Annotated in this window: 14 protein-coding genes; 9 read left to right on the top strand and 5 right to left on the bottom strand. The window is 70.2% G+C overall.

What is annotated here, in order from left to right; genetic code table 11:
* Positions 1-250 precede the first annotated feature (250 nt).
* Entirely contained in the window at positions 251-1,192 is a 942-nt protein-coding gene (locus IM778_RS09630; RefSeq protein WP_194408696.1) for a heme o synthase, read from the top strand.
* Positions 1,193-1,249: 57 nt separating this feature from the next.
* Here the strand turns inward: IM778_RS09630 and IM778_RS09625 are convergent, their stop codons facing one another.
* Together IM778_RS09625 and IM778_RS09620 are read right to left on the bottom strand one after the other, a co-directional pair.
* On the bottom strand, positions 1,250-1,684 hold the full coding sequence (locus IM778_RS09625) for a dinucleotide-utilizing enzyme (protein ID WP_194408695.1): 435 nt from the start codon (positions 1,682-1,684) through the stop codon (positions 1,250-1,252).
* A gap of 111 nt (positions 1,685-1,795) precedes the next feature.
* Positions 1,796-2,884, bottom strand: coding sequence for a COX15/CtaA family protein (locus IM778_RS09620; RefSeq protein ID WP_194408694.1), 1,089 nt, complete (start codon positions 2,882-2,884; stop codon positions 1,796-1,798).
* A gap of 219 nt (positions 2,885-3,103) precedes the next feature.
* On the opposite strand from IM778_RS09620, the gene sufB reads away from it, so the two are divergent.
* From sufB to IM778_RS09580, 8 genes are all read left to right on the top strand, one after another.
* Positions 3,104-4,522 (top strand): Fe-S cluster assembly protein SufB, encoded by a 1,419-nt coding sequence (sufB, locus tag IM778_RS09615; RefSeq protein WP_194408693.1) that lies wholly within the window; start codon positions 3,104-3,106, stop codon positions 4,520-4,522.
* The gene (gene sufD / locus IM778_RS09610) at positions 4,522-5,712 is read left to right on the top strand and encodes a Fe-S cluster assembly protein SufD (protein WP_194408692.1); all 1,191 of its coding nucleotides are present in this window, start codon (positions 4,522-4,524) and stop codon (positions 5,710-5,712) included. The genes sufB and sufD overlap by 1 nt, the downstream gene beginning before the upstream one ends.
* The gene (locus IM778_RS09605; protein WP_194408691.1) at positions 5,709-6,038 is read left to right on the top strand and encodes a non-heme iron oxygenase ferredoxin subunit; all 330 of its coding nucleotides are present in this window, start codon (positions 5,709-5,711) and stop codon (positions 6,036-6,038) included. Before sufD ends, IM778_RS09605 begins: the two co-directional genes overlap by 4 nt.
* A gap of 24 nt (positions 6,039-6,062) precedes the next feature.
* On the top strand, positions 6,063-6,857 hold the full coding sequence (gene sufC / locus IM778_RS09600; RefSeq protein WP_194408690.1) for a Fe-S cluster assembly ATPase SufC: 795 nt from the start codon (positions 6,063-6,065) through the stop codon (positions 6,855-6,857).
* 9 nt (positions 6,858-6,866) lie between these two features.
* Entirely contained in the window at positions 6,867-7,196 is a 330-nt protein-coding gene (locus IM778_RS09595) for a metal-sulfur cluster assembly factor (protein ID WP_018170657.1), read from the top strand.
* Between the two features lie 51 nt (positions 7,197-7,247).
* A complete protein-coding gene (locus IM778_RS09590) occupies positions 7,248-8,843 on the top strand; it encodes a serine hydrolase (protein ID WP_194408689.1) in 1,596 nt (531 codons plus the stop codon).
* A gap of 170 nt (positions 8,844-9,013) precedes the next feature.
* Entirely contained in the window at positions 9,014-10,174 is a 1,161-nt protein-coding gene (locus tag IM778_RS09585; RefSeq protein ID WP_194408688.1) for a MalY/PatB family protein, read from the top strand.
* A gap of 79 nt (positions 10,175-10,253) precedes the next feature.
* Positions 10,254-11,624: an MFS transporter gene (locus IM778_RS09580; RefSeq protein ID WP_194408687.1), complete on the top strand. Its 1,371-nt coding sequence runs from the start codon at positions 10,254-10,256 to the stop codon at positions 11,622-11,624.
* Here the strand turns inward: IM778_RS09580 and IM778_RS09575 are convergent.
* Genes IM778_RS09575 through IM778_RS09565 form a run of 3 tightly spaced genes read right to left on the bottom strand, consistent with a single transcriptional unit; the run spans position 11,621 to position 14,443 of the window.
* Positions 11,621-12,529, bottom strand: coding sequence for a siderophore-interacting protein (locus IM778_RS09575; protein ID WP_194408686.1), 909 nt, complete (start codon positions 12,527-12,529; stop codon positions 11,621-11,623). The two genes, IM778_RS09580 and IM778_RS09575, sit on opposite strands and share 4 nt — an antisense overlap.
* Entirely contained in the window at positions 12,513-13,388 is an 876-nt protein-coding gene (locus tag IM778_RS09570; protein WP_194408685.1) for an ABC transporter ATP-binding protein, read from the bottom strand. The genes IM778_RS09575 and IM778_RS09570 overlap by 17 nt, the downstream gene beginning before the upstream one ends.
* A complete protein-coding gene (locus tag IM778_RS09565) occupies positions 13,385-14,443 on the bottom strand; it encodes a FecCD family ABC transporter permease (protein WP_228484838.1) in 1,059 nt (352 codons plus the stop codon). Before IM778_RS09565 ends, IM778_RS09570 begins: the two co-directional genes overlap by 4 nt.
* Positions 14,444-14,446 lie beyond the last annotated feature (3 nt).

The raw sequence follows: 14,446 nt of genomic DNA, 5'->3' as shown, positions 1-14,446 counted from the left end.
GGGGGAATCGGCGGGCGGGCGCGCGTGTGGTCTCAGCATAGCGAAGCGGTGTGCCGCCGAGGCCATGCGAGCCCTTGTGTGACGGAGTCTTGCGCTCTCCGCCGCGCGTTCCGTGTCGCCCCGGTGTCGTCGCGGTCACGTTCTGTTCACGCGTGACGTGCCGGCGATGTGAGGGTGGAGGCACGACCGGGGCCGCCGTACGCGATGCCATAGACTTGACCGAGTTCTGCTGGCGGCGATTGCGGGGGCGATGGACATCACGAAGACGGCCGGGTCCGAGGCATCGGCTGGCGTCCCGTCCCGCTCGCGTCAGGGATTCGGCCGCACCGTCCGCGCTTACGTCGCGCTCATGAAGCCGCGTGTGCTCGAGCTGCTCCTGGTGACGACGGTGCCCGTCATGATCCTCGCGCAGGGCGGTTTCCCGAACCTGTGGCTCGTTCTGGCCACCGTGATCGGCGGCACCGCGAGCGCCGGCTCGGCCGCGGCGTTCAACATGTACCTCGACCGCGACATCGACGCGCACATGCAGCGCACGGTCAACCGTCCGCTCGTGACCGGCGAGGTCTCGCCCCGCGGAGCGCTCGTCTTCGCGTGGTCGCTCGCCGTGTTCTCGACGGTGTGGCTGTGGCTCACCACGAACTGGCTCGCCGCGACGCTGTCGGCGGCGGCGATCTTCTTCTATGTCGTCATCTACACGATGATCCTCAAGCGCCGCACCGAGCAGAACATCGTGTGGGGCGGCATCGCCGGCTGCTTCCCGGTGCTGATCGGCTGGACCGCTGTGACCGGCTCCCTCGCCTGGCCGCCGGTCATCCTCTTCGCCCTCGTGTTCCTGTGGACGCCGCCGCACTACTGGCCGCTGTCGATGAAGTACAAGGAACAGTACGAAGAGGTCCACGTGCCGATGCTCGGTGCAACCCGCAACGGCTCGCAGGTGGGCCTCCAGGTCATCCTCTACGCGTGGGCCACCGTCGCCTGCTCGCTGCTGCTCGTTCCCGTCGCGGGCATGGGCGTGGTCTACACGGTGTCGGCGCTGGTGTTCGGCGGCTGGTTCATCTACGAGTCGCACCGTCTCTACAACCGCGCGGTGCGCGGCACCGAGCCCCGCCCGATGCGCGTCTTCCACGCCTCGATCACGTACCTGACGCTCCTGTTCGTCGCGATCGCGATCGACCCGCTGCTGCCCTTCTGACGCCGGACATGCGAAAAGGCCGCCCGTCGGAACGGGCGGCCTTCGTCGCGTTCGGGATCAGCCGGTGACGGATGCCCCGGTGGCCGGCTTGTCCGCCGGCTCGCCGGCGGCGGGAGCGGTGTCGATCGCCTCGGTGTAGCCGAGTCCCCGCTCGTAGCCGTGCGTGCCGGCAGGGGCGTCGTCGGCGTCGGCGTCCCAGTCGATGGGCTCGACGATCTCGACAGGCGGGTGGGGGCGCAGGGTCGACGCGGCCGCGACCGCGAGGGTGAGCAGCACGCCGACGATGCCGGCGCCGAGCGCGATCGCGCCCACGAGGACCACCGACGGTCCCACGTAGACGTCGACGGGAGTCGCCGTGCCGTCGTTGATGGTCGACGTCATGGTGCCGAGCTTGTCGTTCACGATGTAGAGGCCGACGCCGGCGCTGGCCAGCGAGGCGGCGAGAAGACCCCAGAACGGGATGCTGCGGACGAGACGGGGACGGGTGGACATGTGTCGATCACTCCTCGGATGCGCGGGCCCGGGTGGCCGCGGCATCCTCACCCTACGCAGGCGGGCCCGTGCGCCGCCGATGCGGACGCTATGCATCTCCTGTGCGCGGCCCTACTTCGACGCGGGAACGACGGGCTCCTTGAGATGCAGGACGACGACCGTGTACGCGGCGGCCGTGAGGGCCGCGAGCACCATGTGGATCCCGACGAGGATCTCGGGCAGTCCTTCCCTGGCCTGCCACACGCCCACGCCGATCTGCACGACGATCGCCGCGCAGAGCACGAGGAGCCAGTGGCGCACCGGCAGTCCCCTGCGCCACGCGACGACGGTGAGGGTCGCCACGAGCACCGCGAGGATGTAGCCCGGCCACGCGTGGACGTGGGAGAGAACGGTCGCGTCGAAGCCGGTGCGGATGATGCTCGCGTCGCCCGAATGCGGTCCGGACCCCGTCGTCAGCACCCCGAAGAGGATGGTGGCGGCCAGGGCGACGCCCGTGATGTGGGTGAGCACCGCGAACCAGCGCGGCACAGCACTCTCGCGCGGTCCGGCGACCGCGTTCATGCGGACGAGGTAGGCAGCCGTGACGCACACCAGCAGCAGCGACGACACGTAGTGGAACCCCACGGCGAATGCGTTCAGGTCGCTGATGACCGTCACGCCCCCGACGACCGCCTGCGCCATGACGCCGGCCAGTGTCACCCACGCGAGCGCGGCGAGATCACGGCGCCGCGCCGTGCGGCGCAGGGAATCCGCCATCGCGACGAGTACCGCCGCCAGCAGGACGCCGGAGAAGAACCCGAACGCGGGCAGACCGAACGGGGCGGTGACGGCGTACGCCAGCGCCGCCGCGACGATGCCGCCGACCGCGAACCAGACGGCGCGCCGGACGAGGGCCGCGCCCCCGACGGCGGCGAGGGTCAGCAGCACGACCCCCAGTGCGAGGATGCCGACGACGCCGGTCATGGTCCGGTTGCCGAACTCGATGACACCGTGGATCCCCTGCTCGGGGAGCGGGACCAGCGAATCCGGGGTGCACAGCGGCCATTCCGAGCACCCGAGCCCGGACCCGGTGAGCCGCACGGCGCCGCCGGTGCCGATGATCACGACTTCGGCGATGAACGACAGCCAGGCCAGGACGCGCAGCGGCGTGCGGATCACGATCCGGGTGTCGGTGGGCGGCGTCGCGGAACTCGTGAGCATGGGGGCCTCCGGCTCGCGGGGAACCTGTAGAATCGGGGTGTCGGGTTGCGCGCGCACTCAGCCACCAGGGAAGGGGCGCGGAGCACCACTGACAGTCTAGGCGCGATGGCCAGCGCCACTGAGAGGGCCCGAGAAGCGGCATCCCCCTCCGGTATCTCCACCGGAGGTCACGGCTGCCGGGACGGATGACACCGCCCGGGCCCGGAGGAGAACGTGACGATGTCTGATGTGCTGATCGACCGCCCGGAGCTGGATGGCCTGGGTGTCTACGAGTTCGGGTGGCATGATGCCGACGCCGCGGGCGCCGTGGCGAAGCGGGGCATCGACGAATCCGTGGTCCGCGGAATCTCGGCTCTGAAGAACGAGCCGGAATGGATGCTGAAGACCCGGCTGAAGGGCTACCAGCTGTTCGGCCGCAAGCCGATGCCGACGTGGGGCGCCGATCTCTCCGAGATCGACTTCGACAACATCAAGTACTTCGTGCGCTCCACCGAGAAGCAGGCGCAGTCGTGGGAGGACCTCCCCGAAGACATCCGGAACACGTACGAGAAGCTCGGGATCCCCGAGGCGGAGCGCCAGCGGCTGGTCGCCGGTGTCGCCGCGCAGTACGAGTCCGAGGTCGTCTACCACCAGATCCGCGATGACCTGGAGGCCCAGGGCGTCATCTTCATGGACACCGACACGGCGCTGCGCGAGCACCCGGAGTTCTTCGAGGAGTACTTCGGCACCGTCATCCCCGCCGGCGACAACAAGTTCGCGGCGCTCAACACGGCGGTGTGGTCGGGCGGCTCGTTCGTCTACGTGCCCCCGGGAGTCCACGTCGAGATCCCGCTGCAGGCGTACTTCCGCATCAACACCGAGAACATGGGCCAGTTCGAGCGGACGCTGATCATCGCCGACGAAGGCTCGTACGTCCACTACATCGAGGGCTGCACGGCCCCGATCTACAAGAGCGACTCGCTGCACTCGGCCGTGGTCGAGATCATCGTGAAGAAGAACGCCCGCGTGCGCTACACGACGATCCAGAACTGGTCGAACAACGTCTACAACCTCGTCACCAAGCGCGCGGTCGCCCACGAGGGCGCGACGATGGAGTGGATCGACGGCAACATCGGCTCCAAGGTCACGATGAAGTACCCGTCGATCTTCCTGATGGGGGAGCACGCCAAGGGCGAGACGCTCTCGGTGGCGTTCGCCGGTCCCGGCCAGCACCAGGACGCCGGCGCCAAGATGATCCACATGGCGCCGTACACGCAGTCCTCGATCGTCTCGAAGTCGATCGCGCGCGGCGGCGGCCGCGCCGGCTACCGCGGCGAGGTGCGCGTCGACGCGAACGCGCACCACTCGGCCAACACGGTCCGCTGCGACGCCCTGCTCGTCGACACCATCTCGCGCTCCGACACGTACCCCGCGATCGACATCCGCGTCGACGACGTGCAGCTCGGCCACGAGGCCACCGTCTCGAAGGTCAGCGAAGAACAGTTGTTCTACCTGATGAGCCGGGGTCTGCCCGAAGACGAGGCCATGGCCATGATCGTGCGCGGCTTCATCGAGCCGATCGCCCGCGAGCTGCCCATGGAGTACGCGCTCGAACTCAACAAGCTCATCGAGATGGGCATGGAAGGATCCGTCGGCTAGTGAGCTCTGCGACTCAGGCCCCCGCCACCGTTCCCGGCGCGAAGGGCCACACCGATGGCGCCGGTGCGTTCGTCCCGGTTCAGACACGCTCCGAGCGATTCCGCTCCTACGACCCGGCCGCGTTCGAAGCGCCGACCGGGCGGGAGGTGAACTGGAAGCACACTCCTGTCGCGCGCCTGCAGCGCCTATTCGCGGATGCCGCGGGCGACACCGGTGCGGTCTCGCTCTCGATCGCCGGACCGCTGGCAGCGGCAGGTCTTCCGGTCGGCGCGTCGCCCCGGGGCGAGGTGTTCCAGCCCGACGACCTTCCCGCCGCAGTCGCGTGGACCCGGTCGGCGGAAGCGCTCTACGTGAAGATCCCCGCCGAGGCCGAGCTCGACGAGCCCGTGATCGTCGAGGCCCTCGGCGGCGGTGCCGACCTCGTCGCGCACGCGCATGTCGTGGTCGAGGCATCCCGTCACAGCCGTGCCACGGTCGTCCTGCGTCACACCGGCTCCGCCCAGTTCGCGCAGAACGTCGAGATCATCGTGCGCGAGGGCGCACAGCTCGAGCTCATCACCGTGCAGCGGTGGGACGACGACGCCGTGCACGCGGCGTCGCACCAGGGTCGCGTCGAGCGCGATGCCACGCTGCGGCACATCGTGGTGAGCTTCGGCGGAGGCGTCGTGCGGGTGAACCCCAGCATCGAGCTGGCCGGCACCGGGTCGCGCGCCGAGCTCTACGGTCTCAGCTACTCCGACTCGGGCCAGCACCTCGAGAGCCAGGTGTACCTCCACCACAAGGGCGCCGAGACCACCGGTGACGTCCTCTACAAGGGCGCGCTGCAGGGATCGGGCGCGCGGAGCGTGTGGATCGGCGACGTGCTCATCGGACCGGATGCCGTCGGCACCGACTCCTACGAGGCGAACCGCAACCTCGTGCTCACCGACGGCGCGCGCGCCGAGTCCATCCCGAACCTCGAGATCGAGACGGGCGACATCCGCGGTGCCGGTCACGCCAGCGCGACCGGCCGCTTCGACGACGAGCAGCTGTTCTACCTGCAGGCCCGCGGCATCCGCGAGGACGAGGCCCGGCGCCTCGTCGTCCTCGGATTCCTCGCCGAGATCGTGCAGAAGATCGGCGTCGAAGACCTCGAGGCCGAGCTGTTCGCGGTCATCGAGGAGGAGCTCGCCAAGGAGGTCTCGCGATGACCGCTCAGCGCGTGTGCGCCCTCAGCGAGCTCGTGCAGGACGAAGCACGGCGCTTCGAGGTCGACGGCGTCGCGATGGCCGTCGTGCTCGACTCGAACGGCGAGGTGCACGCGATCGGCGACACCTGCACGCACGGCGACATCTCGCTGGCCGAAGGTTTCGTCGACGGTGAGACGCTCGAGTGCTGGGCGCATGGCTCGGCCTTCTCGCTGCGCACCGGAAAGCCCCTCAACCTCCCCGCGTACGAGCCGGTCCCGGTGTTCGCGGTCACGATCGACGGCGATGACGTGCTCATCGACCCGACCGTGAAGCTCGCTCTGAACTGACAAGAACTGAAGAAGGTACTCACCATGTCTGTCCTCGAGATCCGCGACCTCCACGTGACGGTCGAGACGGATGCCGGAATCACGCCGATCCTCAACGGCGTGACCCTCACCATCCGCACCGGTGAGACGCACGCCATCATGGGCCCCAACGGCTCCGGCAAGTCGACTCTCGCCTACACGATCGCCGGTCACCCGAAGTACACCGTCACGAGCGGCACGATCACCCTCGACGGCGAGGACGTCCTCGCCATGTCGGTCGACGAGCGTGCTCGCGCGGGCCTGTTCCTCGCGATGCAGTACCCGGTCGAGATCCCCGGCGTCACCGTCACGAACTTCCTCCGCACCGCCAAGACCGCGATCGACGGCGAGGCGCCGTCGATCCGCACGTGGACGAAGGACGTCAAGGCGTCGATGAAGAACCTGCGCATGGACCCCAAGTTCGCGCAGCGCAACGTCAACGAGGGCTTCTCAGGCGGCGAGAAGAAGCGCCACGAGATCCTCCAGCTCGAGCTCCTGCGGCCGCAGATCGCGGTGCTCGACGAGACCGACTCCGGACTCGACGTCGACGCGCTCAAGGTCGTGTCGGAAGGCGTCAACCGCGCCAAGGCCGAGACCGACCTGGGCGTGCTCCTCATCACGCACTACACGCGCATCCTGCGCTACATCGCCCCGGACTTCGTGCACGTCATGGTGAACGGGCGCATCGTCGAGGAGGGCGGGCCGGAGCTCGCCGACCGACTCGAGGACGAGGGCTACGATCGCTACCTCCCTGCGGGTGCGGAAGAGCCGGCCGAAGCCCCCGTCAGCACCGAAGCGTAGGATCGTTATATGACCGCAACCCTCACGCCTGAGAAGTACGACGAGGTCACCGAGGCTCTGAAGGACGTCATGGACCCCGAACTGGGGATCAACGTCGTCGACCTCGGCCTCATCTACGACCTCGCGTGGGACGACGAGAACGACGCGCTGGTCATCCACATGACGCTGACGTCCGCAGGATGCCCCCTCACCGATGTGCTCGAGGAGCAGACGGCGCAGGCACTCGACGACGTCGTGGAGCGGTTCCGCATCAACTGGGTGTGGATGCCGCCGTGGGGTCCGGAGCGGATCACCGACGACGGGCGCGACATGATGCGTGCGCTCGGCTTCGCCATCTGACACGACCTGAGTCGCTGGGCCCCGCGCACACGGGTGTGTCACACTCGCCCGATGGCCCTCCTCAGCGCGCGGCTCGTCCCGGTGACCGCACTGGTCGCCCTCGTGGCTGTCACCGCCGCGTCCTGCACGTTCGCGGGCGAGGCATCCGCCCCCTCGGCGAGCCCCCCGGCGACCGCCGACCCGAATCCGGCTGCCGACGCCCTCGCGACGGTGACCCCGGAGCAGGTCGAGGTCGCCATCGCCGATCTCGGCGACTCGGTCGACGAGGCGATGAAGGCCACCGGGACCCCCGGGATCGCCGTCGGCGTCGTGTACCGGGGTGAGGTCGTGTACGCCGAGGGGTTCGGGGTGCGCGACATCGGAACCGGCGACGCCGTCGACGCCGACACGGTCTTCCCGCTCGCCTCGGTCTCGAAGTCCCTCAGCGCGACGGTGGTCGCGCGGGCCGTCGACGAGGGTCTCGTCTCGTGGGAGACACCGGTGGCGCAGCATCTCGAAGGCTTCACGCTGTCGGATCCGTATGTCGGCGCGCATGTGACCGTCGCCGACATGTTCGCGCATCGCTCGGGGCTGTACGAGCATGCCGGCGATGAACTCGAAGAGATCGGCTACGACCGGGCCGCCGTACTCGAGCGGCTGAGGTACATCCCGCTCGAGGAGTTCCGGACCGTGTACCACTACGGCAATTTCGACATCACCGCGGCGGCGGAGTCGGTGGCGATCGCTGCCGGTGAGGAGTGGGCGGACCTGGCCGAACGCCTGGTCTTCGCGCCCCTGGGCATGGACTCCACGAGCTTCCGCTTCGCCGATCTCGACGCGCGCGACAATCGCGCCGTCGGACACGTCCTGCGAGACGGCGAGTGGATCGTCAGCCCGCAGCAGCGTCAGCCCGACGCGCAGTCGCCCGCCGGCGGTGCGAGCTCGAACGTCACGGACCTGACGACGTGGCTGCGTGTCGTGCTCGCCTCTGGCGTCCACGACGGCGACCGGTTCGTCTCGCCCGAGGCGCTCCTGCCCGCCGTCTCGCCCGAGATGCCGACGGGAGTGCCCGATCCGTTCGGATCGCGGTCCGGCTTCTACGGGTACGGGTTCAACGTCGGCACGACCGCCGGTGGTCTCGTCGACGTGAACCACTCCGGTGCCTTCGCCCTCGGCGCGGGCACCGTGTTCAAGATGCTGCCCGCCGCGCAGCTCGGCATCGTCGTGCTCTCGAACGGCGCCGCGAACGGGGTGCCGGAGGCGATCGCCACCCGTTTCGCCGACATCGCCCAGTTCGGACGCGAGCGGCGCGACTGGCTGGCGCTGTACCGCGGTGTCTTCGACGAGGTGATGGCACCTTTCGGAGAGCTGGTCGGAGAGGAGCCGCCCGTCGATGCGGCGCCGGCCGGCGAACTCGCCGCGTACGCGGGGGAGTACGAGAACGAGTACTTCGGGCCGGCGAGAGTGAGCGTCGAGGGGGAGACCCTCGTGCTCGGTGTGGGCCCGACCGGCAGCTGGCCGCTCGAGCACTGGTCGGGCGACGAGTTCGTGTTCCGCCCGGAGGGCGAGAACGGCACGCCGGGCACCGTCTCGCGAGCGACGTTCGACGGCGACACGCTCGTCCTGGAGTACTTCGACCAGCACGACCTCGGCACTTTCCGCCGCTGACCACGGAGCGCTGCCGCTCGCGGCATCGAGCACCAGCCGGTCGACGGCGGCGCCCGCCACGCCTGCGAAGCGAACGACGGACGCGCGGTCGGGCAGAGGACTCCCGTCACGGTGCTTCACACAGCGACGCAGTGCGGATGCCGCTTGCCGGTGCTCGCTAGGGTCGAAGAGTGAGCGTCACCCCCCTGCCGACCCTGCCGATCGACCAGCTCCGACAGCGATCGAGCACGAAGTGGCGCCGGTATCCGGACGACGTCATCCCCCTGTTCGTGGCCGAGACCGACTTCGTCCCCGCACCGGCGATCACCACCGTGCTCGCACGCGCCGTCGAGCTCGGCGACACCGGATACACCCCGCCCGACCCCGGTCTGGCGACCGCGTACGCCGGCTTCGCGCGGCGACGGTTCGGCTGGACCGTCGACCCCGCGCGCATCCGCACCACGTGCGACGTGATGATGGGCGTCGTCGAGATCCTCCGCCACGTGACGTCTCCGGGCGATCGCGTCGTGGTCACGCCGCCGGTGTACCCGCCGTTCTTCGACTGCGTCCCCGAGGCGGGCGCCGTCGTGGAGCGCGTGCCCCTCGTCGACACCGGCGACGCGTGGGAGCTCGACCTGCGCGCGATCGAGACCGCCTTCCGGGGCGGGGCGCGCGCGATCCTGCTGTGCAACCCGCACAACCCGACCGGCACCGTCCACTCGCGGGAGACGCTGGCCGAGCTCGCCGCCATCGCGGAACGGCATGGAGCCGTCGTGGTCAGCGATGAGATCCACGCGCCGCTCGCGCTTCCCGGGGCGACGTTCACCCCGTTCCTCGACGCCTCGCCCGCCGCTGCGCGCGTCGGATACACCCTCGCCAGCGCCAGCAAGGCGTTCAACCTCGCCGGCCTCAAGTGCGCCCTCATGGTGACCGCCGACGACGCCACGACCGCTGTCGTGCGTGGGCTGCCCGACGAGGTCGAGTGGCGCACCGGACTGTTCGGTGCGCTGGCCGCGGTCGCGGCGTTCTCACCCGAGAGCGATGCGTGGCTCGACGCGCAGCTCGCCGCGCTGGACGAGAACAGGCGGCTGCTCGCCGAGCTCCTCGCCGAGCATGTCCGCGGTGCCCGCTACCGCATCCCCGCCGCGGGCTTCCTGGCGTGGGTGGATCTGTCCGACCTCGGCTGGGGAGACAACCCCGCGGTGAAGGTGCTGCGCGACGCCAAGGTGGCGCTGCATCTCGGCCCCCTCTTCGGCTCCGAAGGGAAAGGGCACGTCCGCATCAACTTCGGGTGCTCGCCCGAGCTGTTGCGTGAGAGTCTCGCGCGCATCGGATCGCTCGTCACGTCGTGACCGACGAGGACGACCCGACGCCTGCCTCGGACGTCACGCCCTGGCCCTTCGCGGTGGCGCGGAAAGCTAGCCTGGACGGATGACGTCGTCGACCGCGCAGACCGAGGGAACAGGGATCTGGCAGTCGCGGTACCTCTGGGTGACAGTCGGTGCCGTCGCGCTCATCTTCCTGGCGGCGATGCAGTCCCTCGCCGTGACGACGGTGATGCCGGTCGTCAGCGACGACCTCGACGGGGACCGGCTCTACGCGGTCGCGTTCGCGGGCATCCTCGCCACCAGCGTCATCGGCATGGTCGCGGTGGGCGCGTGGTGCGATCGCGGCGGCGTGCTCGCTCCGCTCACGACGGCTGTCGCGCTGTTCGTCGCGGGCCTGCTCGTCGCGGGGCTCGCGCCGACCATGCCGCTCCTGGTCGCCGGGCGGCTCGTGCAGGGCCTCGGAACCGGCGGGCAGACGGTCGCCCTCTACGTCGTGGTCGCGCGCGTCTACCCCGGAGCGCTGCACGGCCGGGTCTTCGCCGCGTTCTCGGCGGCGTGGGTGGTGCCCTCGCTGATCGGCCCGTTCCTGGCCGGCGCGGTCACCGAGTTCCTGCACTGGCGCTGGGTGTTCCTCGGCGTCGCGGCGCTCACCGTCGTCGCGTTCGCGATGGTCGTCGCGCGTCTTCACGGACTGGCGCTGCACACCGACGAGCCGGCGACCGGGGGAGTGGGCAGACGGCTCGCCTGCGCCATCGCGGTCGCCGCCGGCGCGCTGGGCCTCAGCCTGGCCGGCGAGGTCGGTGCGTGGGCGTGGGCGGTGGTGGCGGCATCCGTCGTCGTCATCGGCGTCGCGTCGCGACCGCTGCTGCCGCGGGGCACGCTGCGGGCTGCGCGAGGCCTGCCGAGCGTCGTGCTGATGCGCGGGCTCATCGCCGGAGCGTTGTTCGGCGCCGAGATCTACGTGCCGTACCTGCTCATCGACGAGTACGGGTTCTCGCCCACGTGGGCGGGGCTCGGCCTCACTGCGGCGGCGGTGGCGTGGGCCGGCGCCGCCGAGCTGCAGGGGCGGTTCGGAGACCGGCTCGGCAACGTGCGCATCACCCTCATCGGCTTGGCGCTGCTCGTCGCCTCGCTCGCGATCGCCGCGCTCACAGCGCTGCTGCACCTGCACCCGGCCGTCCTGATCGCCGGGTGGGGGCTCGCCGGTGGCGGGATGGGTCTGATGTACCCGCGGCTGACGGTGCTGACGCTCGCGTACTCGACGCCCAGCAACCAGGGGTTCAACTCGTCGGCGCTGTCGATCTCGGACTCGGTCGGCTCGGCGTCGTCGATCGCGGTGCTGGGTCTGGCCTTCACCGCGCTGGTGACGACGGATGCCGGATTCCCGGCCGTGTTCGTCATCGCCGGGCTGCTCGCACTGGCGGCTCTCGTGCCCGGGCTGCGCCTCGGTCACGCGCATGAGACCCGGGGCTAGTTCTCGGCTCGGCCCACTCTCCAGTAGCCCATGAACGCCACGGCGCGGCGGTCCACGCCGCGCTCGCTGACGAGGTGCCGGCGCATCGCCTTGATGGCCCCGGCCTCGCCGGCCAGCCACGCGTAGAGCTTCGCGCTCTTGAGCGCGGCACCGCCCTTGGCCGTGCGCGGCACCTCCCACAGGATGTCGTTGTCGATGTCGATCTCTTCGACGTCGGCGCCTTCGCCCTCGGGGGCGAGTGTGCGCGCGGCATCGGTCACCGACGCCACCAGGTGCTTGTGCCGTTCGCCGGGGCCGCGAGCGCCGACGCGATACTCGAAGCCGGGGTGGCGCGGCAGGTAGCGGGCGTCATCCTCGTGCGGAACCTCGAGCGCGACGACGCCGCGCGCGTCGCGCGGCAGCTGCTCGAGGATCGCCGCGATCGCCGGCGCCGCCGTCTCGTCGCCGGCGAGCAGGATGCGGTCGACCCGGGCCGGGGGCACGAAGTCGATGCCGAAGCTGACATCGCCGTATGCGACGGTCGGCGCGAAGATCAGCACCTCGTCGCCCACCTGCGCGCGGGCGATCCAGTCCGATGCCGGACCGAGCACGTCGTGCGACACCATGTCGACGTCGACCTCGCGCGCGTCGTTGCGGACGTAGCGGGTCGTGTACGTGCGGAACGGCGGGCGCCGGGCCTCGGGCAGCTCGCGCCACTGCGTGTACCAGTCGTCGCCGGTGGGCATGGTGTGAAGCGGCGCCGTCGCGGTCGGGAACACGATCTTGATGCGCTGATCGAGGCCGGGATCCCCGTACTCGGCGAGGTCGTCGCCGCCGAACGTGAACCGGCGGAAGCTCGGCGTCACATCGGTGATCGCAGTGACCTGGGCGCGGAAGAACCGGTACGGCTCAGCGGACCGCGGCATCGGGGACTCCTGACTGATAGGGGGCGGGGGTCTCGGCGGCCGGTGAGGTGTGGTGCCTGCCGCGCGGGAGGACGATCGGAGAGCCCGACACCGGGTCGGGGACGACGAGCGCATCGAGATCGAACACCTCGCGGATGAGGTCGCGGGTCATGACGTCGTCAGGCGGCCCGGAGGCGACCACTCGACCGGAGCGCAGCGCGAACAGGTGGTCCGCGTACCGGGCCGCGAGGTTCATGTCGTGCAGCACCATCACGATCGTCGTGCCGCGGTCGCGGTTGAGGTCGGTCAGCAGGTCGAGCACCTCGATCTGATGCGCGACGTCCAGGAACGTGGTCGGCTCATCGAGCAGCAGGATGTCGGTCTCCTGGGCGAGCGCCATCGCGATCCACACCCGCTGGCGCTGACCGCCCGAGAGCTCATCGACCGAGCGGTCGGCGAATTCGGTCATGCCGGTCGCCGCGAGCGACTGCGCGACCACCCGGTAGTCGCGCTCGCTCCAGCGGGCGAGCAGCTTCTGGTGGGGGTGGCGGCCACGGCCGACGAGATCGGCCACGGCGATCCCCTCCGGCGCGATCGGACTCTGCGGAAGGAGCCCGAGAGTGCGCGCCACCTCCTTGGACGGCCGCGAGTGGAGCTGCTTGCCGTCCAGGAGCACGTGGCCCGAGCGCGCGGGGAGCAGGCGCGCGAGCGCACGCAGCAGCGTCGACTTGCCGCAGCCGTTCGCCCCCACGATCGCGGTGATCCGGCCGGGCGGAACGGCGAGGTCCAGTCCGTCGACGATCGTGCGGTCGCCGTACGCGAGCGTCAGCGCCTGCGCCGCGAGCGTGTGCGGCACGGCGGGGTCGTAGGTGTCGGTCATAGCGAGCCTCCGGAACGGTTCGTCCTGATGAGGAGGTAGATGAGGTAGGGGGCGCCGACCACGCCGGTGATGACGCCGACGGGGTACCGGCTGTCGAACGCGAACTGCCCGACGAGATCGGCCACGAGCACCAGCAGGGCTCCGACGAGTGCGGACGGCAGCAGGAGCGAAGCCCCCGATCCCATCAGCCGGGCCGCGATCGGACCAGCCATGAACGCCACGAAGGCGATGGGTCCCGTCGCCGCCGTCGCGAAGGCCAGGAGCGCCACGGCGGCCACGATCGCGACGACCCGCGTGCCGCGGATCGAGACTCCCAGGCTCGCGGCGGCGTCATCGCCCAGCCGGAGGACGCCGAGCCCGCGACCCTGCGCGAGCAGCGCCGGCACCAGCACGATGCCGGCGAGCGCGAGGGGGAGCACGACCGGCCAGCTGGCACCGTTGAGGCTCCCGGTCAGCCATCGCATCGCCGACTGAAGGTCCCACACGGCCGCTTCGGACAGCAGGTAGGTGACAGCGCTGTCGAGCATCGCGGCGACCCCGATCCCGATGAGGATCAGCCGCGTCCCGGCGAACCCGCCCTTGTTCGACAGCAGGTAGATGGCGAAGGCGGTGAGCAGTGCGCCGACGACGGCGAGCACAGACACCAGCGTCTCGCTGAGCGCGAGCACGACGATGCCGAACACGGCCGCGGCGCTCGCTCCCGAGGTGATGCCGATGATGTCGGGGGAGGCGAGCGGGTTGCGCAGCATCGTCTGGAAGGTGACGCCGGCGATGCCGAACGAGAAACCGGCCAGCAGCGCCAGCGTGGCCCGGGGGAGCCGCAGCTCGCCCACCGTGAACGTCGCTCCCGGGACGAACTCGCCCGCGAGGACGCGCACGACGTCGTCCAGTCCGTAGAAGGTCTGGCCGATCATGAGCGACAGCGTGAACAGGGCGAAGATCGCGGCGCCGAGGATACCCGTCACGAGCGCCCGCCGGCGGGACCGCCGACGGCGGCCGGCGATGACCGCCGCAACCGGGTCGGCACGGTTCGCGGCGCGCTGCGTCGTCGTGATCGT

It is taken from the genome of Microbacterium cremeum (assembly GCF_015277855.1).
In the GTDB taxonomy this organism is placed as follows: domain Bacteria; phylum Actinomycetota; class Actinomycetes; order Actinomycetales; family Microbacteriaceae; genus Microbacterium; species Microbacterium cremeum.
This window is presented reverse-complemented; position numbering and strand designations above follow the sequence as displayed.

Excerpts from the sequence above, each read along its gene's own strand:
- IM778_RS09630 (WP_194408696.1), top strand. The coding sequence starts at position 251 with ATGGACATCACGAAGACGGCCGGGTCCGAGGCATCGGCTGGCGTCCCG.
- IM778_RS09625 (WP_194408695.1), bottom strand. The coding sequence starts at position 1,684 with ATGTCCACCCGTCCCCGTCTCGTCCGCAGCATCCCGTTCTGGGGTCTT.
- IM778_RS09620 (WP_194408694.1), bottom strand. The coding sequence starts at position 2,884 with ATGCTCACGAGTTCCGCGACGCCGCCCACCGACACCCGGATCGTGATC.
- sufB (WP_194408693.1), top strand. The coding sequence starts at position 3,104 with ATGTCTGATGTGCTGATCGACCGCCCGGAGCTGGATGGCCTGGGTGTC.
- IM778_RS09605 (WP_194408691.1), top strand. The coding sequence starts at position 5,709 with ATGACCGCTCAGCGCGTGTGCGCCCTCAGCGAGCTCGTGCAGGACGAA.
- sufC (WP_194408690.1), top strand. The coding sequence starts at position 6,063 with ATGTCTGTCCTCGAGATCCGCGACCTCCACGTGACGGTCGAGACGGAT.
- IM778_RS09595 (WP_018170657.1), top strand. The coding sequence starts at position 6,867 with ATGACCGCAACCCTCACGCCTGAGAAGTACGACGAGGTCACCGAGGCT.
- IM778_RS09590 (WP_194408689.1), top strand. The coding sequence starts at position 7,248 with ATGGCCCTCCTCAGCGCGCGGCTCGTCCCGGTGACCGCACTGGTCGCC.
- IM778_RS09580 (WP_194408687.1), top strand. The coding sequence starts at position 10,254 with ATGACGTCGTCGACCGCGCAGACCGAGGGAACAGGGATCTGGCAGTCG.
- IM778_RS09575 (WP_194408686.1), bottom strand. The coding sequence starts at position 12,529 with ATGCCGCGGTCCGCTGAGCCGTACCGGTTCTTCCGCGCCCAGGTCACT.
- IM778_RS09570 (WP_194408685.1), bottom strand. The coding sequence starts at position 13,388 with ATGACCGACACCTACGACCCCGCCGTGCCGCACACGCTCGCGGCGCAG.